The sequence below is a fragment of the Novosphingobium sp. genome (assembly GCF_049240505.1).
In the GTDB taxonomy this organism is placed as follows: Bacteria; Pseudomonadota; Alphaproteobacteria; order Sphingomonadales; family Sphingomonadaceae; genus Novosphingobium.
The window spans coordinates 55,626-78,041 of the sequence record NZ_JBMLSM010000234.1 but is presented as its reverse complement, the minus strand read 5'-3'; the positions used below and the strand labels follow the sequence as shown (position 1 = coordinate 78,041).

At 61.7% G+C, this 22,416-nt stretch carries 26 protein-coding genes; 10 read left to right on the top strand and 16 right to left on the bottom strand.

The window, feature by feature from the left end; genetic code table 11:
• Position 1: 1 nt before the first annotated feature.
• On the bottom strand, positions 2-661 hold the full coding sequence (gene rpe, locus ACOVQ0_RS19755) for a ribulose-phosphate 3-epimerase (RefSeq protein ID WP_421888582.1): 660 nt from the start codon (positions 659-661) through the stop codon (positions 2-4).
• A 346-nt stretch (positions 662-1,007) separates the two neighbouring features.
• Between rpe and ACOVQ0_RS19750 the strand changes: the two genes are divergently transcribed.
• Positions 1,008-1,502 (top strand): DUF2141 domain-containing protein, encoded by a 495-nt coding sequence (locus ACOVQ0_RS19750; protein ID WP_421888580.1) that lies wholly within the window; start codon positions 1,008-1,010, stop codon positions 1,500-1,502.
• 32 nt (positions 1,503-1,534) lie between these two features.
• On the opposite strand, the gene ACOVQ0_RS19745 is transcribed toward ACOVQ0_RS19750, so the two are convergent.
• From ACOVQ0_RS19745 to ACOVQ0_RS19725, 5 genes are all read right to left on the bottom strand, one after another.
• Positions 1,535-2,293 (bottom strand): NTP transferase domain-containing protein, encoded by a 759-nt coding sequence (locus tag ACOVQ0_RS19745; RefSeq protein ID WP_421888578.1) that lies wholly within the window; start codon positions 2,291-2,293, stop codon positions 1,535-1,537.
• A gap of 94 nt (positions 2,294-2,387) precedes the next feature.
• Positions 2,388-3,488, bottom strand: coding sequence for an inositol-3-phosphate synthase (locus ACOVQ0_RS19740; RefSeq protein ID WP_421888576.1), 1,101 nt, complete (start codon positions 3,486-3,488; stop codon positions 2,388-2,390).
• 284 nt (positions 3,489-3,772) lie between these two features.
• On the bottom strand, positions 3,773-4,480 hold the full coding sequence (locus tag ACOVQ0_RS19735; RefSeq protein ID WP_421888575.1) for an HAD family hydrolase: 708 nt from the start codon (positions 4,478-4,480) through the stop codon (positions 3,773-3,775).
• Positions 4,477-5,193: an NTP transferase domain-containing protein gene (locus ACOVQ0_RS19730; RefSeq protein ID WP_421888573.1), complete on the bottom strand. Its 717-nt coding sequence runs from the start codon at positions 5,191-5,193 to the stop codon at positions 4,477-4,479. The genes ACOVQ0_RS19735 and ACOVQ0_RS19730 overlap by 4 nt, the downstream gene beginning before the upstream one ends.
• Before the next feature lie 132 nt (positions 5,194-5,325).
• Entirely contained in the window at positions 5,326-6,450 is a 1,125-nt protein-coding gene (locus tag ACOVQ0_RS19725) for a CDP-alcohol phosphatidyltransferase family protein (RefSeq protein WP_421888571.1), read from the bottom strand.
• Positions 6,451-6,521: 71 nt separating this feature from the next.
• Between ACOVQ0_RS19725 and ACOVQ0_RS19720 the strand changes: the two genes are divergently transcribed.
• Positions 6,522-7,454, top strand: coding sequence for a CDP-alcohol phosphatidyltransferase family protein (locus ACOVQ0_RS19720; RefSeq protein ID WP_421888569.1), 933 nt, complete (start codon positions 6,522-6,524; stop codon positions 7,452-7,454).
• Positions 7,455-7,719: 265 nt separating this feature from the next.
• Here ACOVQ0_RS19720 and ACOVQ0_RS19715 read toward each other — a convergent pair whose 3' ends face one another.
• Positions 7,720-9,144, bottom strand: coding sequence for a lipopolysaccharide biosynthesis protein (locus tag ACOVQ0_RS19715; protein ID WP_421888567.1), 1,425 nt, complete (start codon positions 9,142-9,144; stop codon positions 7,720-7,722).
• Positions 9,145-9,296: 152 nt separating this feature from the next.
• Positions 9,297-10,583, bottom strand: coding sequence for an MFS transporter (locus ACOVQ0_RS19710; RefSeq protein ID WP_421888565.1), 1,287 nt, complete (start codon positions 10,581-10,583; stop codon positions 9,297-9,299).
• 166 nt (positions 10,584-10,749) lie between these two features.
• Here ACOVQ0_RS19710 and ACOVQ0_RS19705 point away from each other — a divergent pair, with 166 nt between their 5' ends.
• Positions 10,750-11,376 carry a class I SAM-dependent methyltransferase gene (locus ACOVQ0_RS19705; RefSeq protein ID WP_421888564.1) on the top strand — a complete coding sequence of 209 codons (627 nt, stop codon included), beginning with the start codon at positions 10,750-10,752 and terminating at the stop codon, positions 11,374-11,376.
• A 28-nt stretch (positions 11,377-11,404) separates the two neighbouring features.
• Here the strand turns inward: ACOVQ0_RS19705 and ACOVQ0_RS19700 are convergent, their stop codons facing one another.
• Positions 11,405-12,226, bottom strand: a complete 822-nt coding sequence (locus tag ACOVQ0_RS19700; protein WP_421888562.1) for a hypothetical protein — start codon at positions 12,224-12,226, stop codon at positions 11,405-11,407.
• 102 nt (positions 12,227-12,328) lie between these two features.
• On the opposite strand from ACOVQ0_RS19700, the gene lipB reads away from it, so the two are divergent.
• Positions 12,329-13,030, top strand: coding sequence for a lipoyl(octanoyl) transferase LipB (gene lipB, locus ACOVQ0_RS19695; protein WP_421888560.1), 702 nt, complete (start codon positions 12,329-12,331; stop codon positions 13,028-13,030).
• Positions 13,027-13,314, top strand: coding sequence for a hypothetical protein (locus tag ACOVQ0_RS19690; protein ID WP_421888558.1), 288 nt, complete (start codon positions 13,027-13,029; stop codon positions 13,312-13,314). The genes lipB and ACOVQ0_RS19690 overlap by 4 nt, the downstream gene beginning before the upstream one ends.
• On the opposite strand, the gene ACOVQ0_RS19685 is transcribed toward ACOVQ0_RS19690, so the two are convergent.
• Both ACOVQ0_RS19685 and ACOVQ0_RS19680 read right to left on the bottom strand, forming a co-directional pair.
• Positions 13,297-14,178, bottom strand: coding sequence for an HpcH/HpaI aldolase/citrate lyase family protein (locus ACOVQ0_RS19685; protein WP_421888556.1), 882 nt, complete (start codon positions 14,176-14,178; stop codon positions 13,297-13,299). The two genes, ACOVQ0_RS19690 and ACOVQ0_RS19685, sit on opposite strands and share 18 nt — an antisense overlap.
• A 14-nt stretch (positions 14,179-14,192) precedes the next feature.
• The gene (locus ACOVQ0_RS19680) at positions 14,193-15,299 is read right to left on the bottom strand and encodes an alkene reductase (RefSeq protein ID WP_421888554.1); all 1,107 of its coding nucleotides are present in this window, start codon (positions 15,297-15,299) and stop codon (positions 14,193-14,195) included.
• A 74-nt stretch (positions 15,300-15,373) separates the two neighbouring features.
• Between ACOVQ0_RS19680 and ACOVQ0_RS19675 the strand changes: the two genes are divergently transcribed.
• The 3 genes from ACOVQ0_RS19675 to ACOVQ0_RS19665 all read left to right on the top strand — a co-directional run bounded on the left by ACOVQ0_RS19675 (position 15,374) and on the right by ACOVQ0_RS19665 (position 16,869).
• Positions 15,374-16,279 (top strand): DMT family transporter, encoded by a 906-nt coding sequence (locus tag ACOVQ0_RS19675; RefSeq protein WP_421888553.1) that lies wholly within the window; start codon positions 15,374-15,376, stop codon positions 16,277-16,279.
• Between the two features lie 61 nt (positions 16,280-16,340).
• A complete protein-coding gene (locus ACOVQ0_RS19670) occupies positions 16,341-16,625 on the top strand; it encodes a BrnT family toxin (protein WP_421888551.1) in 285 nt (94 codons plus the stop codon).
• Positions 16,582-16,869 (top strand): helix-turn-helix domain-containing protein, encoded by a 288-nt coding sequence (locus ACOVQ0_RS19665; RefSeq protein ID WP_421888549.1) that lies wholly within the window; start codon positions 16,582-16,584, stop codon positions 16,867-16,869. Before ACOVQ0_RS19670 ends, ACOVQ0_RS19665 begins: the two co-directional genes overlap by 44 nt.
• 1 nt (position 16,870) lies before the next feature.
• Here the strand turns inward: ACOVQ0_RS19665 and nadA are convergent, their stop codons facing one another.
• The 3 genes from nadA to ACOVQ0_RS19650 all read right to left on the bottom strand — a co-directional run bounded on the left by nadA (position 16,871) and on the right by ACOVQ0_RS19650 (position 19,532).
• On the bottom strand, positions 16,871-17,869 hold the full coding sequence (gene nadA, locus ACOVQ0_RS19660; protein ID WP_421888547.1) for a quinolinate synthase NadA: 999 nt from the start codon (positions 17,867-17,869) through the stop codon (positions 16,871-16,873).
• A 98-nt stretch (positions 17,870-17,967) separates the two neighbouring features.
• Complete coding sequence (locus tag ACOVQ0_RS19655; RefSeq protein ID WP_421888545.1) at positions 17,968-18,627, bottom strand: DUF4230 domain-containing protein; 660 nt, start codon at positions 18,625-18,627, stop codon at positions 17,968-17,970.
• Complete coding sequence (locus tag ACOVQ0_RS19650; protein ID WP_421888543.1) at positions 18,609-19,532, bottom strand: MBL fold metallo-hydrolase; 924 nt, start codon at positions 19,530-19,532, stop codon at positions 18,609-18,611. The genes ACOVQ0_RS19655 and ACOVQ0_RS19650 overlap by 19 nt, the downstream gene beginning before the upstream one ends.
• A gap of 72 nt (positions 19,533-19,604) precedes the next feature.
• Here ACOVQ0_RS19650 and ACOVQ0_RS19645 point away from each other — a divergent pair, with 72 nt between their 5' ends.
• Positions 19,605-21,095: a glycerol-3-phosphate dehydrogenase gene (locus tag ACOVQ0_RS19645; RefSeq protein WP_421888541.1), complete on the top strand. Its 1,491-nt coding sequence runs from the start codon at positions 19,605-19,607 to the stop codon at positions 21,093-21,095.
• 29 nt (positions 21,096-21,124) lie between these two features.
• Here ACOVQ0_RS19645 and ACOVQ0_RS19640 read toward each other — a convergent pair whose 3' ends face one another.
• Entirely contained in the window at positions 21,125-21,598 is a 474-nt protein-coding gene (locus tag ACOVQ0_RS19640) for a DUF1465 family protein (protein ID WP_421888540.1), read from the bottom strand.
• Between the two features lie 127 nt (positions 21,599-21,725).
• Positions 21,726-21,923: a YdcH family protein gene (locus ACOVQ0_RS19635; protein WP_168851065.1), complete on the bottom strand. Its 198-nt coding sequence runs from the start codon at positions 21,921-21,923 to the stop codon at positions 21,726-21,728.
• A gap of 255 nt (positions 21,924-22,178) precedes the next feature.
• Between ACOVQ0_RS19635 and ACOVQ0_RS19630 the strand changes: the two genes are divergently transcribed.
• On the top strand, positions 22,179-22,337 hold the full coding sequence (locus ACOVQ0_RS19630) for a YdcH family protein (protein WP_421888538.1): 159 nt from the start codon (positions 22,179-22,181) through the stop codon (positions 22,335-22,337).
• Positions 22,338-22,416: the final 79 nt, after the last annotated feature.

The window sequence follows — 22,416 nt, the reverse complement described above, 5'->3', positions numbered from 1 at the left end:
ATCAGCCCAAAGCCTTCAGTGCTGCGATATTTGCCGCATATTGCGATGGTCCACCTTTGAACGAAGCGGTGCCGGCGACCAGCACATCGGCCCCGGCATCGACGCAGGAGCGGATCGTCTTGGTATCCACGCCGCCATCCACCTCAAGATGAATCTGGCGACCGGATTTATCGATCATCTTGCGCACGGCCTCTATCTTGCGAAGCTGGCTGGAGATGAAACTTTGACCGCCAAAACCGGGATTGACGCTCATGATCAGGACCAGATCGACGTCATCGATAAGATAATCGAGCATCTTGGCAGGCGTTCCGGGATTGAGCGAAACACCAGCCTTCTTGCCCAGTCCCTTGATCGCCTGAACGGTGCGGTGAATATGCGGCCCGGCTTCGGGATGAACGGTGATGATATCGGCACCGGCATCGGCAAAGGCCTGAAGGTAGGCATCGACCGGCGAGATCATCAGGTGGACGTCAAACGGCTTGGCCGTGTGCGGGCGCAGAGCCTTTACCACCATCGGGCCAATCGTGATATTGGGCACGAAATGGCCATCCATCACATCGACATGAATCCAGTCTGCCCCCGCAGCATCGATTGCGCGAACTTCTTCGCCCAGCTTCGAAAAATCGGCGGAAAGGATCGAGGGTGAAATCAGCGGAGTCATCGGGCGGCGTTATCCTGCAAGCGGAGGCAGGTCATCCCAACACGCACCGGTGCCGCAAACGGCCACCCCACACCATTTCGCTTAGCTTTCGCGAATCGGCGTAACAAGCATTTTGCACCGGCTTATCCACACGGAATGTCCCGGTTCGGAGGCGGTTTATCGCTGAACTGTGGGTTGCGGAAGGGTTCAGGGGGCGTTCACTGCGCGAATCGTACTTAACGATGCAGCAATATGGCGGTATGCCGCCGAGGAAACGGGCGGAACATTGGCGTAATAAACGAGGTTCATGGCGAACCTTGCGGACGCGCCGCCCAAACAGACACATCGAATTCGGGGCTTTTTGAATATGAACAAGCCGAGACGTTGGTACGCCACGGCCACTGCTTTTGCCGCTGCGATCACCGCTCTTACCGGGGCGAGCAGCGTGGCGAGCGCGAATGCGCCCAACTGCGCCGGGCCGGTAAGCGATACCTGGATCAACGTGACTGTCGATGGCGTGCGTAACGGCAATGGCCTCATGGCGGTTACGCTTTATGCGGATGAGCCGCGCAAGTTCCTGGTCAAGAAGGGTTCGATGTATGTCGGCCGCGTCGATGCGACTGCGCCAGAAACACGCATGTGCCTTTTCGTGCCCAAGCCTGGCGTCTATGCGCTGGCCGTGTACCATGATGAGGACGCAAGCCGGAACATCAAGCGTAGCGGTGTGCTTGGCTTGCCCGAAGAGGGTTTCGGCTTTTCCAACAACCCGCCGACGATCGCGAGCATTCCGTCGTTTCGTTCGGTGCGGCTGAACATCTCGAAGTCGGGCCTTTCGACCCGGATTCACCTCAAATATCCATGATCGGGCAAGGGGAGCCTTCGCGCTCCCCAATCTCACTCGCCTGCAGGAACGCCAATAGCGGCGAATGTCTGCGCGAGATGCCAGGGGGCCAGCTCTTCGGCCAGCGCGTGTGCGCGTGGATCGTCGACGTCCATCCACCAGGCTTCGTCGATATCCATCGTTCCGGCGCGACCAGCGTCGGCAAGGCGCTGCATCCCGTCTGAAAGGCTGCCTGACTTGCCATCGGCAATGGCATCGCGGATGGCGAGAGCCAGTTCGGGCGTGGCAAGGAAAGCCCCGCAATCGACCGCATCGTAAGGTGCGATAGTCTTGCCGATAGCCGTGATCCGGCCATCACCGTCCATCTTGACCCATGTCGCATCTTCAGGATCGACCAGCGGATTGTCTACCCGGCGGTCCACCGCCAGCGTGACGCCGCGCGTGGGCCGATCTTCCAGCATCAGGCGTGCAAGGATATCGGCGTCGAACATGTGATCGGCCATCATCAGCAGATAATTGCCGTCACACCGCGTTGACCCGGCCATGACCGAATGGCCATTAGGTGTGGACCAGTTGGTCAGACGAACGGGCACGATTTCCACGCCGACGCGAAGCGACAGTTCGGCCAGAAAGGTTTCGAGCATGTCGGCATGATGGCCGGTGACCACGACAACGCGGGTGATCCCGGCGAGCATGGCCTGACGCACGCCGATTTCGATCAGCGGCACCCCCGCAACCGGCGTAAGCGGTTTTGATGGCGATAGGTCAGCCAAGCGGCTGCCGAAACCTGCGGCGATGATCAGGGCGTCCATGACGGCGCTCCCGTTAGAGGTTTCGCGCCTAAAAGAAAAGGGCCGACCAGACATCCGTCCGGTCGGCCCCAATCTGCTGCGCGAAGTGCTTCGCTTATTCGGCTGCCAGCTTTTCGACCGAGGCATATTCCTCGACCATCTGTGCGGCAACGTCATCGTTGAACTGCTGCGGCGGGTGCTTGCAGAAATAGGCCGACGGACCGATCAGCGCACCGCCTTCACCACGATCAAGCGCAACCTTGCAGCAACGGATTGCGTCCATGACGCAAGCTGCCGAGTTGGGGCTGTCTTCGACCGAGAGGCGAAGTTCGAGGTTCATGGGAACGTTGCCCCACTGCTGGCCTTCCATGCGGATGAAGCACAGCTTGTTGTCCTTCTGCCAAGGAACGTAGTCCGAAGGGCCAACGTGGATGTTTTCGTCTTCCAGGCGAGTCGCAAGCATGGCCTGCACCGCTTCGGTCTTCGATTCCTTCTTGCTGCCCAGACGCTGACGGTCGAGCATGTTCATGAAATCGGTGTTGCCGCCGGTGTTGAGCTGATACGTGCGCTCGACATTGACGCCGCGCGCAGCGAACAGGCTCGACAGGACGCGGTGGACGATGGTTGCGCCAACCTGTGCCTTGATGTCGTCACCCACGATCGGGATGCGCTTTTCACGGAACTTGGCTTCCCATTCCGGGGTCGAAGCGATGAACACGGGCATGCAGTTGACGACTGCGACGCCAGCTTCAAGCGCGCATTCCATGTAGAATTCGGTAGCTTCCTGCGACCCGACGGGGAGGAAGTTGAGCAGAACTTCAGCGCCCGAATCCTTCAGAGCCTTGACGATATCGGCCTGCGTGGCTTCGGGCTGGTCTGCCACGATGAAGCCCTTTTCACCGACCGAAGTCATGTGTGCGGCAACGCCATCGGACACGCGGCCCATCACGACCTTTGCACCCGTCATCGGTACGTTGGTCTGGAACACAGTGGTGTTGTTCGGTGCTGCGAAGATGGCTTCGGCGATATCCTTGCCGACCTTGCGCGCATCGACATCGACGCCGAGCACGAAATCGACGTCACCGGCGCCATATCCGCCAATGCGGTCGTGGATGAGGCCCTGCGACGAATTGTTGTTGCGATAGTAGGCTACACCCTGCACCAGCGAGCTAGCGCAGTTGCCCACGCCGATCACGGCGACCTTGATTGGCTTCATGAATAACGATCCCTATCAGACAGGCGCATCAGAGCGACTGTAATCAAACTGCCTCAAAATACCGAAATGCCATCGAATGCAAGCCGATTCCTCAGTTGGTCATGCGGAAGTGCAAGTCGGTTCGGCAGCACCGATCCCGTTTTGCCCGTTCCACATCCGCACCCTGTGCCCTGCGCAGCACTGACAGGCAGGCGCGCAAGAGACAGCATCTTCCGATGGGACGCGGCCCTTAACGGAAAAATGCTGCACGCGATAGTGCGTTTCCGCTAGGTTTCCGCTCCCTGTTACCCGTTTGCCGAAACCGTGGCAAAAACGCCACCAAGTTCAGCAAGCGAGGACAGCGTGCGGGTGCCCGGCACAGCCTTATCGAAATCGTGCGCGCTAAACGCACTCGTCAGCAAGGCACGGAACCGCACCCCGGCCGCAGCGGCGATGTGGGCGTCGTTCGGTGAATCTCCGGTGAACAGAAACTCCGAGCGATCGATACCGAAGCGATGTTCAAGCGCGCGGAAATGCGCCTCGCCCTTGGCAAAGCCGGAATCGCTGCCTTGCGCGGCACGATAACCCAGTGCGCAATCGACCGGCCAATCCCGTGCCAGGCGGTCGACGTAAGCTTCGAGATTGTTGGAGGAGATCGTCACCAGAAGCCCGACCTTGCGCCAGCTTTCGAGCAGTGCCGCCGTCTCGGGCGCGATGGCTATTCCGGCGAGATAGCCATCCTTCCACGCTTCAAACTGTTCCGCGACAGGATCGGTTTCCTGCGCGGGATAAAGCTGGCGCAACTGGCGTTCGAAAGGCAGGCCCGATGTTGCGAAATAGGAATGGCGCGCTTCGGCAAAGGGCGTGCCGAACGCTTCTTCCATGAGTTGCGCGGCGCGGTCTGCGTAGTCTTCCATCGTGGGCACAAGCGTGCCGTCGAGATCGAACACCAGCAGCTTTACGGGGATATCGGCACTATCGCTTTGCGAAAAGGCCGTTGCACTTTGCATCATGCGGTCAGGCTTTCACGCGCAACGGCCAGATCTTCTGGCGTGTCCACTTCAAACCACTTGAGCCCTGAAATCCAGCAGACTTGCGGCGCGCTGGCGGAATCACGCGCCAGTTCGTGCAGCACCATCTCGACCGAAGCGGTGGCGATGTCCTGGCTGGCGAGAACCCGATCGAACGCGTCCCAATAGGTCTGCACGCTGTCTTGCGAAACAAAGGTCGTGCCGATGTAGGCACCATCATAGCGGGGCAGCGTCTTGGATATCTCTACGAGCAGGCCGTCCTTCTCGATCACCTTCATCTCGTCGGGCAGCACAGGGCGTTCCCGTTCGCAGGCGATGCCGATCCCGGTTTCAGCGGGCACAAAGTGGCGCGTATACATCGTACCGGGGAAAAGGTGGTCGGCATTGGTCAGGACGAACGCATTATGCCCCATCAGCGGCCGCGCTGCGCCGAGCGAGGTGAGGTTGCCCGCTTCGAGCAGCGCATTGCGCACGGTGCGCACCGGGGCTGTTGGCCATTCGCGGGCGATGTGCTGTTCGATCAACTCTGCACGGTATCCGGTCACGACGACCACATCGCTTGTCACAGCCAGCAGGGCTTCGATCGCAAAGTCGAGGCAAGTCCGCCCGGCCACGGCCATCAGCGGCTTCGGCAGGGACTCGGTCGCATCGCCGAGCCTGCTTCCGCGGCCCGCAGCCAGGATCACGCCAATCATTATGTGCCTCGGTTCCCGGTTGCGGACTAGTCGCCACCAATTTGGGGGAACCTTCTGCATCCTGCAAGAGGGGGGCCGGACTTTGGCGGCTTTCAGTTACGCCAGTCTTACAGTCGAGCCTTCCAGTAAGCCCTACAACTGGCGCATATGGGGCGGCAGCAGCAACCCTTCGCTGTCGGCGGCGATCAGCGGCGCACACCATGCCACTGCGCCCAGCCAGATGCACAGTCCGCCCAGCAGCATACCCGGCAGTACCCAAGCCAGACCCGCCAAGCAGAAACAGCAGGCGACAAGCACATAGACATCGCGCTTGAACAGCCGTTCTACCGTCAGCGTGACCGATTGCAGCACAGGCCGCCCTTCCAGCCTGCGTGTGAGAGCGGCGCGCAGCACATCGAAGCTGCCGCGTTTGGGGCCAAGCCGGAGGAGAATGGTCATCGCCGTTATTCCGCACAGCAGCAGCACCACGCAGGCCAGTGCGATCCACGCATATTCAATGCCATAGGTGCGCACCACGCCGGTCATCAGGCCGATAACGAAGCCGAAATTCGCCACGGTGTCGCAGGCGGTATCAAGCAGCGCGCCGCGCCTGCTCATCGCCCATGAGACTCGCGCGATATCGCCATCGACGCAATCGGTAACCGACACGATCTGGAACAGCAGTCCACCCAGTGCGAGCCATTCAACGCCGCCCTGCCCAAGGACGATCGCCATGACCATCGCCAGCATCAGCGTGAACCAGGTGATCGGATCGGGGCCGATGCCGAGCTTGAGCGCAAGTGCCGATATGCGGAACGAGATGGGCCGGTTGATCCAGCGTCCAACCGGCCCTTCGGTGGATTTCAGCGTGGCGCGCAGCAGCGCCATGACAGTTGCATGATCGCTCTTTTCGCGCACGAGCCTGGGATCCCCAAGAGCCAGATTCAGCGTTGGATCGATGGCCAATGCTTCGAGTGCGGGCTTCGTTGGCAAGGCTTCGGCGGGCAGTATCGCGGTGCCGGGGGGAAGCTGCTCGGCAGAGGCAACGATGGTGACTTGCGGAAGAGGTCGCGCGCGCAGGGCAAAGCTTTTGCGCCAGTCTTCCTCAATCGCTCGATCAGAGATTACGAAGACGCCGCTTGCGCCCGCAAGGTCTGCAAGAATGACTCCACGCGCGATTCCGGTGATCCCGCCGATGCGGCGTTTCAGAAAGGAACTGGCTGGAATCGCGACGAAAAACGGATTACCCAAGCGCGTCTGCCTTATAGTGTGCGCCATCGGCACTTTCCTCGGCCTATAGACACCGCTACCGGTCGCGCCAAGACGGCTTTCGAAGAGGGATGGCAAGGGTGAACGTGGCAAAACGGACAGGGACGATAGAGCGCCCCAAACGTCCGCGTGAAATGCAGGATCGCCTGAACTTTCACCTCTACCACCCGCTGGCGTGGCGGCTGGCGCGGCTGCTCGCACATACGCCGCTGACACCCAACATGGTTTCGGTATTCGGTGGGCTGCTGGTGGTGGCGGCGGGTCTCGTCTATTTCAACATGGACGCTACTGGAGGCACCTGGCCGCTCGGCTGGCCGTGGGGGGCGCTGCTGGGCATGGCGCTGCATATGAGCTGGCATGTGGTGGATGGTGCCGATGGCGATCTGGCGCGGATCACTGGCAGATCAAGCCCCATCGGTGAGATGGTTGACGGTATCTGCGATTACGCCAGCCATATCGTGGTTTACGTGCTGCTCGCCTTCGTGCTGACCCGGCAAGTGGGTGCGGGGCAGGCGTGGGCATGGACGGTGGCTGCGGGCGTCTCGCACATCATCCAGTCGAATCATGTCGAGGTGCAGCGCCGATTCTACCAGTATTGGACCTATGGCGTGCCGTGGCTGAACAATTCTAAGGAGAACAGCACCGGCCTGTTCGGTTCGGGCGGGGTTTTCGCCAAGGTGTTCGAGCCGATTGCACGCGGATATCTCTATCTTGCCGCCGGTATGACGCCCCACGCCCGGCAGATCGACGCGGCGGTTGGCGCAGCGATGGCAACGGGCGATGACACCGCGCTTGCGGCGATCCGGGCCGAAGTGGCGCGCGAACAGAAGCCGCTTCTCGATTTTCTCAAGCTGCTTGGGCCAAACCCCCGCGCCATCGTTCTGGGACTGTCGATGATCGCGGGCAGCCCCGTGTGGTATTTCTTCTATCAGGCCGTGATCCTGAACGTGCTGCTGCTGATCTCGGTCCAGTTGCACAATCGCGCCGCAGTGAGGACAGCTTCGCGACTCTAGAGCACTTTCCGACCAATCTGGTTCACCGTGACGGAGCCGAATTTGTTTCAGGGCGAGGCGCGAGGAAGGAGCAATGCTGTTGCATTGTGACTGACGAGCAACGCTGCGCTGGAACAAATTCGGCCCGCCGCTTTGCGGTTGCGATAGGAAGCTCGCTGGACAGCGTTGCATCGCTTGCAGGGGCAACCAGCCCCTGCTGCACGCTGCGCCTTGCCAGCGAGCTTCCTATCGCAATCACGATGATCCAGATTGGTCGGAAAGTGCTCTAACCAACCCTGTAGCGGTCAAGCGAAAGAACACCGGGGCGCAGCTTGCGCCAGACCAACACGAACGCCGTATAGAGCGCCAGCGCGATTACGGCAGGCGCTGCATCTTGAACGGCGGTTGGGGCGCTTTGCGGCATAGCCCGCGCACATTGCTGTCCGATGATCACGGCCATGCTCGCTCCCATAATCGGCAGGGCAGCATGGAGCAGGGGTGGCTTTACCCCCAGACCGACGAGCCAATGGCGGCGAAGGCCTGCAGCGAACAGCGCGGCGATCAGCATGGCTACGGTCGCCCCTACGATTCCGTAATCGGGCGTCAGCAGGGGAATGCCAAGGCCTGCCACCGCGATCAGGATCAGGTTTACCTGCAAGGCCAGTGCGGGGCGGCGATAGTAGAGAATCAGTTCCGACACCCCGAATGCGCCGTTGACAGTTTCGGCCAGAACCATCGCCAGCAGCGCGGCATAGGCACCGGACTGGCCCACACCGAACAGTCTCAGCAGCAGATCGCCCGTTGCGGCCATCATCAGCACGACGCCCAGTTGCAGCGTCAGCACCACGCGCGTGGCGGCGGCGGTCGCCTCGCCGGTCACCACATCGCCGTCGCTGCGCATGGTGCGCGCGGTCAGCGGGGTCAGGATGCCGTCGAACGCCTGCCGCACTTGCAGGATCGGCGTGCGCAACTGGCGCAGCACGCCATAAACACCTGCAGGTGCGTCGCCGAGCAGGAAGCCGACGAGATAGAGGTCTATGCGCTGCGCCAGCGTGGTCAGGAAATCGCTGCCGCTTGCGGGGACGAGCGCGCGCGCGCGCTGCAAAAGCGCGGCTGGCGAAGGGCGCCAGCGCCGCAGGTGCAGCGAACCAAGGCAATGCCGCGCGCTCCACACTGAAAATACCGCCAGCGCAATCGATCCTGCCCAGTAGCCGAGCAGCATTCCAGTGTCCTGCAGGCCCAATTCCCATGCCACCAGCGCCACGCCGGTCAGCGCATAGGGTTCCACCAGGCCGCGCCCGACAACTTCGTAGCGCATCTTGTGCGTCCAGCGCGTTGCCGCCAGTGCGATGTCGCCTGTGATCTGGCCAAGCACTGCGGGGGCCAGCAGCATAATGGCAAGGCGCAACGCTTCGGATATTGCACCTTCCGGTAACAGCAGAACGCCGCCAATTATCGCCAGCGATACGGCTGCCCCCGTAAGCATGGCCAGCAGCAGCGCATCAAGCAGAACGTGTGTGGCCAGCCTGCCGTGCGCGGCAGAGGTTTCCTCTTCCAGCCACGGGAAGATCATGCGCTTCAGGCCAAGGCTGGCGACGGGCACGGCCAGTTCAACCATTGCGCTGGCCATCGTGAACACGCCGTAATTCGCCGCGCCATAGAGCCGCGCGCCGACATAGAGAAATCCTGCCCGCGCGGCGAAGCGGATCACGAAACTCAGCGCGTTCGAACCGGCTCCGCGCGCAATGACCCTCTGCGACCCTGAAGAGTCTGACGAAGATGAAGAGTCTGGTGAACTTGGGGGCGGCATGACGCGGGCCGCTTGGCTTCAATCGGCGAGGTTTGCAAGCATGAGGATAGGTCTCACGCCGGGTCTTTGCGCATCGACAAGGCGCTGAGCACCACCACCGAGATCGCCAGTGCTTCCATGATACTCCATGCCAGCCAGTTCGAATGGTTGTAGAGCCACACGCCAATGGCCGGAGCTGCAATATAGGCTGCGCCGTTGACCGAGGCGACCACGCCCGCCGCCTGACCCTGTTCGCGCGGGCTGACGGCAAGGCTTGCGCCAGACGTGAATCCGGGGCGGAACAGTCCGAAGCCCAGCGATGCGATGGCAAAACCGACCGCAATGGTGTGCAAATCCTTGCCTATGGCGATCGGCAGGATGCCGAGCGCGGCAAGGCACATGCCCCACAGGGTCGAAGTGCGCGGCCCGAGGGCGAGCATGGGAATAAGGCCCCACTGCGCCAGCAGCGTCGCCACTGCGCCTGCCATCAGAACAAGGCCGACCGGCCCTGCGCCCGCATCAGGGTCGCCGCGTAGGCCAAGCCGGTCCAACAGGAGAAAGCCGATCACGCCCAGCACCATCGCTTGCGCATGGCCGCCGATCAGCCCTGCCAGTAACCAGGGGCGCAGGCGGCGATCCGACCAGCGCAGCCGGTCCGTGCCGGAATGCTGCGGTTCGGCGGCGGGCAGTTCGTCGGGCGATCCGTCGGGATGGTCTTCAACGATGCGGGGGTTCGACGATGCGCTGAATGGCGCGGCCATCACCTCGCCGCGCGCGGCAAAGCGGGGATCATCATCAGGAAGCCGGGTGCGCAGCAACACCAGCACGATCACACCCATTATCGCAAAGACGGCGAATGGCCCCACCAGTCCCAGACCCGGCAGGATCATCAACGGTGCCAAGGCCGGGCCAAGGACAGTGCCCAGACCAAAACTTGATGCGACCAGCGACAAAGCCTTGGTACGCTCTGCCCGTCCGGTGCGACTGGCAACATAGGCCTGAACGGCGGGAGGTGCGGCTGAACCGAGCAAGCCATAAAAGGATCGTGCCAGGGCAAACAGGATCATGGTGAAGGCTGCGCTGAACCAGCCATCCAATCCGAAATGAAGAATCATGCCGCACAGCGTGAACGACAGGATAAAGCCCGTGACGCCCAGCGCCATCATCGCCTTGCGCCCGCGCCGGTCCGATCGCCGTGCCCAGAACGGGGCGAGCATGACCCACAGCAGCGCCGACCATGAATAGGCAAGGCTCACCCATACATCGGCAATCCCCAGTCTGGTGCCGATCGAAGGCATGACCGATTGCATCGCCGTGTTGCCTGCCGCCGTTACCAGCATCACGGCAAAAAGCAGCGCCATGCGCTCTCTCGGTAGACGGATTGGCCCTTCGTTCATGTCCGATCCCGTTACATTTCCACGACTGGTTCTTTCTCTTGGGGTAGGCGTGGTGGTCAATGCTTGCAATGGCGTGACAAATTTGCGACCCGCATGGGTCATCAAGACCGGCAGAGGACATCTTCCTGCAATGACTTCGACCCAGGTTGCGCGCCAGCCCCTTATCCAGCGGGCCAAGCGCAAGGCAGAACGCCTGCTCGGCCCAGCCGGAATCTTCTTCAAAGGCTTTCTCAAACATCCCGCTATGGTCGGGGCGATCGTGCCGTCGTCGAACCGCACGATTGAGCGCGTGCTCTCGGTCGTGGACTGGGAAGAGTGCCGCCTGTTCGTGGAATATGGCCCTGGCGTGGGTACGTTCTGCCGCCCGGTTCTGGAAAAGCTGCGCCGCGATGGCCGGTTGATCGTGATCGACACCAATCCCGATTTCATCGAGTATCTGCAGAAGACCATCGGTGACAGCCGCTTCATCGCGGTGAACGGATCGGCCACCGATGTCGAGGAAATCGTCCGCGCCAACGGTTTCGAACATGCCGATTATGTGCTGTCGGGCCTGCCGTTCTCGAACCTGCCCGAAGGTGTGGGGCCGGCAATCATGGGGGCAACGCACCGCGTGCTGCGTCCCGGCGGCGCATTTCTCGTCTATCAGTACACCGCGCGTGCGCGCGATCTGATGGGCCAGTTCTTCCGCCGGATCGACAAGGGTTTCGAACCAGTCAACGTGCCGCCCTGCGTGATCAGCTGGGGCTGGAAGGAATAAACCTTCAGCACTTCAGCACTTCAGCACTTCAGCCGAAGATATCGCCGATCTCTTCGGCGGTTTCTCCGGCAAGCTGGCGGTATACCGCTGCCAGCATTGCCACGAAATAGACCAGCGCGCCTGCGGTGATCGAGCTTGATACCGCTGCCGTCAACACCTGTTGAACGCTGCCATCTGTCGTGAGCACCAGCACCACGCCCACCAACATCATGGCAAGTCCGTAAACCACCGCGAACAGCAGCCCGGCCAGCACAAAGAAGGCGAGCAATCGTCCTGAATTGCCGCTGGTCAGCGCCCAGGATCGCTTGAGCGCATTGATCGGATTGCGCTCCGCCTCGATCGCCAGCACTGGTGCGACCAAGGCCATGCGCAGGCTCGACCAGATCATCGCAATGAATGCGCCGATGATGACTACGGCAGCGATGGCCTGCTGGCCGGTCAACGCCGCTGCGCTTACCAGCAGCAGGAAACCCGTGCCCAGCGCGCCACCGACTATGATCTGCGCCAGCACATATGGCCCAAGTGCCAGAAAACCCCGATGAATGGCTTGGCCTACAGTCGGTCTTGTCCGGTCGGTCATGACGATCAACATCGTAACCGTTCCTGCCATTTGCAGCAGCGTGACAATTACCAGAAGCGGCAGCGAAGCGGTCCATGCTTCGGTCAGCATTTCCATCATGGCCCGTGGTGGCGTGCCGGGCGGCATCTGCGGTTCTGGCACGAAAACCGAAAAGGCCAGGCTTGGCAGCAGGAAAAAGACCCCCGCAATTGCCATCAGCATGTCGCGGTTGGCAGAAACGAGGCGTGTGGCGCTCTTCCACGCAAGGGTGCTGTCGAGATGGACGGTCATGGCGCTCCTCTAGCAGTGCAAACCGGCGTCTGTCGAACCCCGATGCTTCGTGCGCTTTGCGGCCTCTTGATGATCCGAGGCATCTGCGCCATGCGGAATACCATGCCGGGCCCAAACACCATCGAAATCCGCCGCGAAACCGCGCAAGTGCCCTATCGCGCCGCGCTTGATGAAATGGCCGTGCGCAACGCGGCGATTGCCGATGATACCGCGCAGGAACTTGTGTGGTTGCTGGAACACCCGCCGGTCTACACGGCAGGCACCAGTGCCGATCCGCAGGAACTGCTCGATCCGCGCTTTGAAGTGGTCGAGGCGGGGCGTGGCGGGCGCTACACTTATCATGGCCCCGGCCAACGCATCGGCTATGTTCTGCTCGATCTGCGCAAGCGCGCGCGCGATGTGCGGGGCTTTGTCCATGCTCTCGAAGGCTGGGTAATCGATACGCTGGCCGATTTCGGTGTGGAATCGTGGCGCGCCGAGGGCCGCGTCGGCATATGGACACGGGGCGCGGATGGTCGCGAGGCGAAGATCGGCGCGATTGGCGTGCGTATCCGCCGTTGGGTGACGATGCACGGTTTCTCGGTGAACCTTGCGCCCGATCTTTCGCACTTCGGGGGCATCGTGCCATGCGGTATCGAGGAATTTGGCGTCACCAGCCTTGCCGCATTGGGCCGCGATGTCAGCGCCGAAGCATGGGATGAGGCGTTGCTCGCCCACTTCGATGCGTTTCTGGCCAAGCTGGATACGCCTTGCCCGATCAACTCTGAACGCCTTACCCCATCGACGCCACCGGAGGCTGCATGATCCGAAGTACTGCCATATTCGCTCTCGGCCTGCTCCTCGCCTCATGCAACCAGCAGGCAGAACAGGGCAAGGCCACCGCTGCCGGGGGCGAAGTCCTGCCCGGTTCGATTTCGGACGAGATGATCGATCTCGATACCTCGACGGCTTCTCCGCCGCTCGCTCCGGTCAAACATTCGGCGCCAAAGAAAGACGCTGCAGACAAGACCGACGCGACGGACCAGAAAAAAGCCGAACCTGCGCCTGAAGCCGCTGCCCCGGCTGATGCGTCAGCTGATACCCAATAGCTGTTTCGCCATTCGCAGGTGGGGCTGATCGATCATCCGCCCATTGTATTGCAGGGTGCCTGCAGCAGGATTTTGCGCAAATAGGCCGATGATCGCTTCGGCTTCGGCCAGTTCCGCTGCGCTTGGGGCAAACGCGGCGTTGATGATCGCCACCTGTGAAGGGTGGATCGCCAGCATTCCGGTGAAACCATCCGCGCGCGCCGCGTGTGCTGCGCGCTGCGTGCCTGCCTCATCACGGAAATCGTCATGCAGGGTGTCGATCGACCAGATGCCGCTGGCGTGCGCCACCAGCAGGCATTGCGCGCGGATAAAGCGGAACGCATCGGTCCATGCCCCATCGGCATCGCGCTTCCGGCTGGCACCCAGCACAGCGGACAGGTCTTCCGCCCCCCACGTCAACCCGGCAAGGCGGGGCATCGCCGCATCGACATAGGCCGGGATGGTCAGTGCGGACTTTGCCGTCTCGCTCACCAGCGGCAGGATGCGGGTGCTGCCGTTGGCGATGCGGTGGCGCTGTTCCAGTTCGTAGATTTCCGCAGCCAGCAGGCGTACCTGTTCCGGCCCTTCGCACTTGGGCAGCATCACGCCATCTGGCGCGCCGGCCATGACCACCTGCAGATCGTCCCGCCACATGCCGGTGTCGATGGCATTGATCCGCACCCAGCGTGCGACGGGCCGATTCTCGGTCACGTGCTGCCGGTGGGCCGCCAGCCAGCCCTGCGCAAGCGCGCGGGCGGCTGGCTTGGCGGCCGGTGCCACCGCGTCTTCCAGATCGATGATCACCGCGTGCGCACCCGTGGTCATGGCCTTGCCCAGCTTCTTTTCACTGTCACCGGGAACGAATAGCCATGATCTGGGCGGCATAGGGTAACTCTCCATCAGTCGACTGCAGCGGTTTCCTCCGCCAGCGTCGGATAGTCGGTATAGCCTGCTTCGCCGGGGAAATACCACGTCTGCGGCACCCCCTTGTTCGGATTGATCTGCGCGCCCTGCTGGATGCGGTCCACCAGATCGGGGTTCGAGATAAAGGGGCGACCGAAGCTGATCGCGTCGGCCCGGCCCGATGCCACATCTGCTGCGGCGTCTTCCGGTGTATAGTCGCTGTTGAGCACCAGCGGACCGGTATAGATCGAGCGGATCACACCGTCCTGCTGAGGTACGTCGGTCTGGCCAAAGGTTCCATCCGGCCCCGGCTGGCGCAGTTCGACGAAGCTCGCGCCCAGTTCCTGCAACACCCGCGCCGCTTCACCGAACGTTGCAGCAGGGTTGCTGTCGTCCACCCCTTGCGAATCGCCATTGGGCGACAGGCGAATCGAGACGCGCTCCTTGCCCCAGATCGCGATCAGCCGTTCCATCACTTCGCGCATCAGACGCACGCGGTTCTGCGGGCTGCCGCCGTAATCGTCATCGCGCAAGTTGCTGCCATCGCGCAGGAACTGGTCGATCAGATAGCCATTGGCCGCGTGGAGCTGGACGCCATCGAAACCTGCCTTCTTCGCATTTTCGGCGGCGCGGCCATAATCGTCGACCAGTCGCGGCATTTCATCGATCCGCAGTGGGCGAGCGGCCTCGTAATCCTTGGTGCCTTCGGGCGTGTGAGCGTGGCCGGGCGCCGTTGTGGCCGATGCCGAAACTGGCGGCTCCCCGCCAAGGAAATAGGGATGAACGATGCGCCCCATGTGCCACAGCTGCATGATGATGCGCCCCCCGGCCTGATGCACGGCCTGCACGATGGGCTTCCACGCTTCGGTCTGCTCGTCGCTCCAGATGCCAGGCGCGCTCGGCCAACCAAGGCCTTCGCGGCTGATGCCGGTGGCTTCGGTGATGATCAGCCCGGCGCTGGCCCGCTGGCGATAGTATTCCACCATGCTGGGCGTGGGCACGCCATCTGCTGTCGCACGTCCGCGCGTGAGCGGCGCCATGATGATGCGGTTGGGTGCTTCGATCGCGCCAAGACGCACGGGCTGGAACAGCGGGTCATGCATGGGTAGGAGACCTTTCGTTAGAAAATCAGCGAGACGCACTGGGTTTCGCTTTGCAACTGGATTAGGCGGCGCCAATGACGAATTCAAGTGACGCAGCCTTGTCATTTCGCCCCAGTCCGAAGCATTTCCTTGCCCTGCTGACAGGAAACATTGCGCTGGCCTTGGGACCGTGGTTCGTGCGCCTTGCCGATAGCGGGCCTGTATCTGCCGGATTGTGGCGGCTCGCGTTGGCTTTGCCCTTGCTGGCGTTTTTCGCCCTGCGCGGGCGCGAGCCGATGTGGGGCTATGCGCGCAGGGACTGGTGGATCATTGTGGCGGCAGGCGTCGTCTTCGCGCTTGATCTCGCCAGCTGGCACGTCGGCATCGAAATGACCAAGCTGGGCAACGCCACCCTCTTCGGCAACTCAGGCAGCCTGATCCTGATGGTCTGGGGGCTGGTGACCATGCACCGCCGCCCGCATCTTCGGGAGTTTGCTGCAGTGGCGATGGCGCTGGGCGGTGCTGGCCTGTTGCTGGGCCGTTCGATGGAAATCGATGCGCGCACCCTTGCCGGAGACTTGTTCTGCATCCTCGCCGGGCTGTTCTATGTGGTATACATTCTGCTGGTGCAGGGCATTCGCGGGCGCTTCGGCTCGTGGAGCCTGCTGTTCTGGTCCAGCCTTGCGGGTGTCCCGGTAATGCTGGTCACCGCGCTGGTACTGGGGGAAGCGGTCTGGCCAACGAACTGGTGGCCATTGATTGGCTTGATGTTCGCCAGCCAGATCGTTGGGCAGGGTCTGCTCGTCTATTCGCTGCGGCACTTCCCTCCGCTGGTGATCGGCCTTGTCCTGCTCACCCAGCCTGCGGTTTCGGTACTGGTGGGCTGGCTTGCTTTCAACGAAGTGCTTGCCCTGCCAGATGCCATCGGCATGACACTGGTCGGCGCCGCGCTGGTTCTGGCCAGAAGTGCCGAGCCGGTGGACGAGAGCAAGCCGGACTGAAACCGCCATTCTCGACACATCGACGCTCGCTTGCTATATGTGATTCACATAGTCAGAGCCGATGGAGTTCGAATTCGATCCCGCAAAGGACGAAGCCAACCGGTTCAAACACGGGTTGCGGCTTTCATTCGGGATGCGGGTGTTCAACCACGACGATCACATCGTCGTAGCTTCGCACAGGCCGATTGATGGTGAAGACCGCTTAAAGGCCATCGGTCTAGTTGATGGAAAGCTATACACTGCTGTCCATGTCTGGCGGGGCGAGAAGGTGCGATTGATCTCGGTTAGACGGAGCAATGCTGGTGAACAAAGAGACTACGATCGCCATACCGGCGGACCCGAATGACCCGGAAGATTTTGACGTCACAGTCGCCGCCCTCGAACGCGGCCTGATGGGCCGTCGTGTGCGCAAGTTGCGCAATCGGCTAGGTCTTAGCCAAAAGGAATTTGCCGAGATTTTCGGAATTCCGGCAAATTCCATCCGGCAGTACGAAATTGGTCGCTATATGCCCCCGCCTGCCGTCCGCTCCTATCTCAAAGTGATCGAGGCGGAGCCGGACATGGTGCGCAGGGTCATGGCAGCGGGCTGAATTACCCCCCGAAAGGCCGCGCACCCAGATCGCCCAGGCCCACGGTGCCGCTGGCCATGTCCAGCATACGGTCGAGGCTCTTCTTGGCAGCGAGGCGAAGGTCTTCGTCCATTTCGATGCGTGGCTCCAGATCGCGCAGGGCGATATAGAGCTTTTCCATCGTGTTGAGCGCCATGTACGGACAGATGTTGCAGTTGCAGTTGCCGTCTGCACCGGGTGCACCGATGAAGGTCTTTTCCGGGATCGCCAGTTGCATCTGGTGGATGATGTGCGGCTCGGTCGCCACGATCAGCGTATCGCCGGTAAAGGTCTTGGCGAATTGCAGGATGCCACTGGTCGAACCGACATAATCGCAATGGTCGATGATGTGCGGTGGGCATTCCGGGTGGCCTGCCACGGGTGCTCCGGGATGCTGCGCCATAAGCTTGAGCAGTTCGGTTTCGGAAAACGCTTCGTGCACGATGCACACGCCCGGCCAAAGCAGCATGTCGCGCCCGAACTTGCGGTTCAGATAGCCGCCGAGATGGCGGTCGGGACCGAAGATGATCTTCTGTTCGGGCGGGATCTGCGCAAGGATCGTTTCAGCGCTCGATGAGGTCACGATCACATCCGATAGGGCCTTAACCTCGGTCGAGCAGTTGATGTAGGTCAGCGCGATATGATCGGGATGCGCTTCGCGGAAGGCCTTGAACTTGTCCGGCGGGCAGGAATCTTCAAGGCTGCATCCCGCGTCCATATCGGGCAGCACCACGATCTTTTTGGGCGACAGAATTTTGGCGGTATCGGCCATGAACTTCACGCCGCAGAATGCGATGACATCGGCATCGGTCGCTGCTGCCTTGCGCGACAGTTCCAGACTGTCACCCACAAAATCGGCCAGATCCTGAATTTCCGGGCGCTGGTAATAGTGCGCAAGGATCAACGCATTGCGCTCCTTGCGCAGACGGTCGATCTCGGCGCGCAGATCAAGGCCGGAAAGGTTCAAAGGCTGGGCAGTCATGGTGTCGCATCCTCCCGCCCGCTTTGATCCTTCGGGCGAGACGCGGACTTAGGGGGCGTCGCCTTCTATCGCAATAGCCTGCGCCATTCCGCCGGGTCTCACGGGTCGAAAGTGACGACGACCTTGGCCTTGCCATAGCCGGCAACCTGCAGCGGGATCGAAAGATTCTGCGAAATCGCTTCCTTGGCTGCCTGTCGCGCAAGGTTCATAAGGACGGGATTGGCCGCCTGTTGCACTGCCTGTGCTTCGGCCAGGCGGGTATTGTCGCGCGTCAGCTTGTCCTGCGCTTCGCGTGTGATCCAGATGCCATCGCGCAGATATTGCGCGCGCGCCTCATCAAGATTGGGGCGGCTCACTGTCAAAGTCGGCAATTTCACGCCAAGGGTCTGCGTCTGCGCGTCCCAGTTCAACCGTTCGCGCCCCACCTTCGAAAGGTCTATGGTGTAATCGATACGGGCGGGAATCACGGCGACCTGCTTGGAATTGACCAATCCGAACATGCGCGAATCGTTACTGGACACCACCGGTGCCAGTTCCGCGCTGAACACGGTCAACTTGTCCTGCTTTTCAAAGGCCACAAGGCTGGTGGCAAGCGGGTCGCCCAGATCTTCGGGCTGCCACCATTTCCAAGCGAAAAATACCGCGCTGGCCAGCGCTATCAGGAACAGCGCCCACGGCAGAAACGAAACCCGTGCCAGCGAGGCCGTAGGGCTGGCTGCGGGTGCGGAGGGCGAAGAGGTCAGGCGCGTATCATCCATCGTTCATCCTCAACCCGCACCCGGCCCTGCCGTTCCAGATCGATCAGATGTGCCAGAACCGAGCGCCCGGCCGCGCCGTGCAGTCGCTCGTCCAATCCCTTGTACATCCCGCTCACGAATTCGGGGATCGCATGGGGGCCGCCGTCTTCCAGCAGGCGCACGATCTGGCGCTCGCGTTGCCTGCGGTGGCCCAGCATTCCACGGACAAGCTGGCGCGGATTGTCGATCTGCGGACCATGTGCGGGATAAAGCACGCGGTCTTCACGGTCATAAAGCTTCTGCAGGCTTGCCATATAGGCAGCCATGTCACCATCCGGGGGCGATACCACCGAGGTGGACCAGCCCATCACATGGTCACCGGTAAACAAGGCCCCGCTTTCCACCACGCTGTAGCACAGATGGTTGCTGGTGTGCCCCGGCGTGGCGACTGCCTGCAGCGTCCAGCCATCGCCAGAAATCTGCTCACCATCGGTTAGCACCCGATCCGGCAGATAGTCGGGATCGAACGCGGCATCGGCGCGCGGGCCATCGTCATCCAGCATCAGTGGCGCGCAACCGATGATCGGGGCGCCCGTCGCCGCTTGCAGCGGACGCGATGCCGGGCTGTGGTCGCGGTGCGTGTGCGTGCAGACGATGGCGGTAATCTTCGCTTCACCCACCGCTGCAAGGATTGCCGCAACGTGCCCTTCGCCATTGGTATCGGCATGGCCATTAGCGCCCGTATCATCCGGCCCCGGATCGATCACGGCCAATTCCTGGCCAGCGCCCACGATATAGGTCTGCGTGCCGGTGAAAGTGTAAGGCGAAGGATTGGGCGCCAGCACGCGCCGCACCAGCGGCTCGAGGTATTCCGCACGGCCCACGGGCCATTCACTGCGATCGGGGATGGGGGGCATCTGAGCCATTGCTCCGGTATGGGCCTTGTCCTTAGCCGGTGCAACCTTGCGCAACGTGACCGCTCGTATCAGGATGGGTGCATGGACCGGTCGATGGATGCGCCCTATGATCTCGCCGTAATCGGTGGAGGGGTGAATGGCGCGGCCATCGCCCGCGATGCTGCGGGAAGAGGCCTGTCGGTTCTGCTGCTCGAACGCGGCGATCTGGCGCAGGGCACGTCTTCGGCATCGACCAAGCTGATCCACGGCGGTCTGCGCTATCTCGAACATCGTGAATTCGCGCTGGTGGCCGAAGGCCTGCACGAACGGGAAATCCTTTGGCGACAGGCGCCACACATCATCTGGCCGATGCGGTTCGTTGCACCCCTCGTGCCGGAAGGCCGTCCGTGGTGGATGCTGCGCAGCGGATTGTGGCTCTATGATCGCATCGGTGGGCGTAAGGCCCTGCCACCAACACGGCGGGTCAAGCTGGCGGGGCGGATGGGGCTGCAGTCCGATATCCGGCGTGGCTACGAATATTCCGATTGCTGGGTGGATGATGCGCGCCTTGTCGTGCTGCTGGCGCGTGATGCGGCGGATCGTGGTGCCGAAGTGCGCACGCGCTGCGCGGTTACGGCGATGCGCCGCGAGGGGCATCTGTGGCGGATCGAGGCCAGATCGAGCGAAGGGGATGAAACGTTCCACGCCGCGATGACCGTCAACGCAGCCGGGCCGCAAGTCGGCCAGTTGCTCGATCTCGCGCACGCACCAAATCCTGCCGCGCTGCGCCGGGTGCGCGGCTCACACATCGTGGTGCCGCGCCTGCATGACGATCCGCGCGCCCTGTTTCTCCAATTGCCCGATGGCCGCGTGTGCTTCGCCATTCCGTGGCAATATGCCTTCACGCTGATCGGCACGACCGATAGCGAAGATAATGTCGACGCTGATCCGCCTCACGCCAGCGAGGCGGAGATCGCCTATCTGCTCGATGCGGCAAACCGCCATTTCCGCAGGCAGATTTCGCGCGAGGATGTGGTCTGGACGTTCGCCGGTCTTCGCCTTCTGGCAGACGATGGCTCAGGTAAGCCAGAAGCGGCAACGCGCGGTTATCGCCTTGAACTCGACCGGGGTAGCGATCGCCATTCCGCCCCGTTGCTATCGGTGCTGGGCGGCAAGATTACCACGCACCGCACTCTGGCCGAAGCGGCGCTGGACCGGCTCGGCGTGACGGATAACGCAGGATGGACGGCCACTTCCGCGCTTCCTGGCGGCGATTTCACACCTGACGGGCTGGATGAGGCTGATAACCTGGCCCCGCTGGAGCAGGAAATTCATGCGCAGGCGCAGAACCTGTCGCGCCCCACGATCCACCGGCTTGCGCGTGCTTACGGTACAGAGGCCTTGGGTTTCGTGCGCGGCGATATGGGCAGAGCCATCGGACAGGGCTTTACCGAAGCGGAACTGGATCACCTGATTTCGCGCGAGTGGGCGCAGACTGTGGATGACGTGCTGTGGCGACGATCGAAGCTGGGTTTGTGGTTCAGCGCCGAAGAGGCTGCGGTGCTAGAAAGCACGATCCGCCAGATGTCATGACGCCAACCCTACCCGTCTGAATCAGGAAGTTATTCACCTACTGCGCGCGAAAGCCGTTCGCGTAACCGGCGCACTGCGCTCTCGCCGCTGATGCCTTGCGTGCGCCACGACTGCTCCAACCGCTGAATGCGCTGATAAAGTCGTTCGCTTTCATGGACCAGCACCTGCACATCCATCGGCAGCGTATCCACCACATCGGCTTCGCTGGTCGGAAAGTTCGCGATAAGCCGACCGTGGCGGCGCAATTGCAGTTCCGAAAGCTCACCCGCAAAATGGGCACGGTGATTGAGCAGCCAGGCAAGGCAGTGCATCACGCGCGTGGTGGTGCGCAGCGCTTCACAGCTAACCTGCACGCGGCGCAGATCCTCGTCATCGGCACCGGTGGCCTGTGCGGTTTCCTGCCGCAGGCGTTCGAAGCGCAGGCGCACGGTTTCGGCAAGGCCGAGAGCTTCGGCATAGAGCGCTTCGACGATGCGCGGGTTGAGACTGGGCAGAAGGGCCATGACCATCGCATTAGGCCGCAGTCTGGCGCTTCGCCAAGACTGCAACCGATTTGTAACTGTCCCTTTCCTGAACGTATCTTAACGGGACAGGTTCAAGGCACTGCGATTCTGTTATATCTATATGAAATCAGGCAATAATATCCGGGATAAGATAGTCTTCGATCATTGCGATCTGGTCCTTCAAAAGCAATTTGCGCTTTTTCAGCCGGGCAATCTGCAACTGGTCGCGCACCCCGGCGGACGTCAGCGCATCGATCGCGGCATCAAGATCGCGATGTTCGATGGACAGCGCCGCCAGTCGCTTGCGCATTTCCTCTTCGGTCACTGTACGCCCAACTCCTTCGCACAAGATAGGCCGCGCTGAATCGGGTCTTTCCTGCGGCCTACGGTCGAACCCGTAAAGCCGCACGTCCCGGCGCGGTTTGACTTGCAAGATACGGTGATTGTGGGAGCATGACAACGCGCCGCCGCCCTGAGTCGGAAACAATCGGACACGGCAATATGGCAGGCAGCGCCGCCCCGCGCGGGGAAGGCCTCGTGCGGGTTTCTGAAGGGGGCTTTCCCTAAAGGAGGAAAACGCATGGAATCGACGCACATCAGCGCACTCCAGACTAAGCACGCCGGACTTGAACGACAGATCCAGATGGAAATGTCCCGGCCCCTCCCTGATGATACGCTGGTGGCTCAGCTCAAACGCAAGAAGCTGAAGATCAAGGAAGAGCTTTCTGGCACCCATTGATCGCGCCGCCTTCCAAGGCACAAATCACAGAGCCGCCCGCTATCGGGCGGCTCTTTTGCGTCAGGGGGAAAGAAAAAGG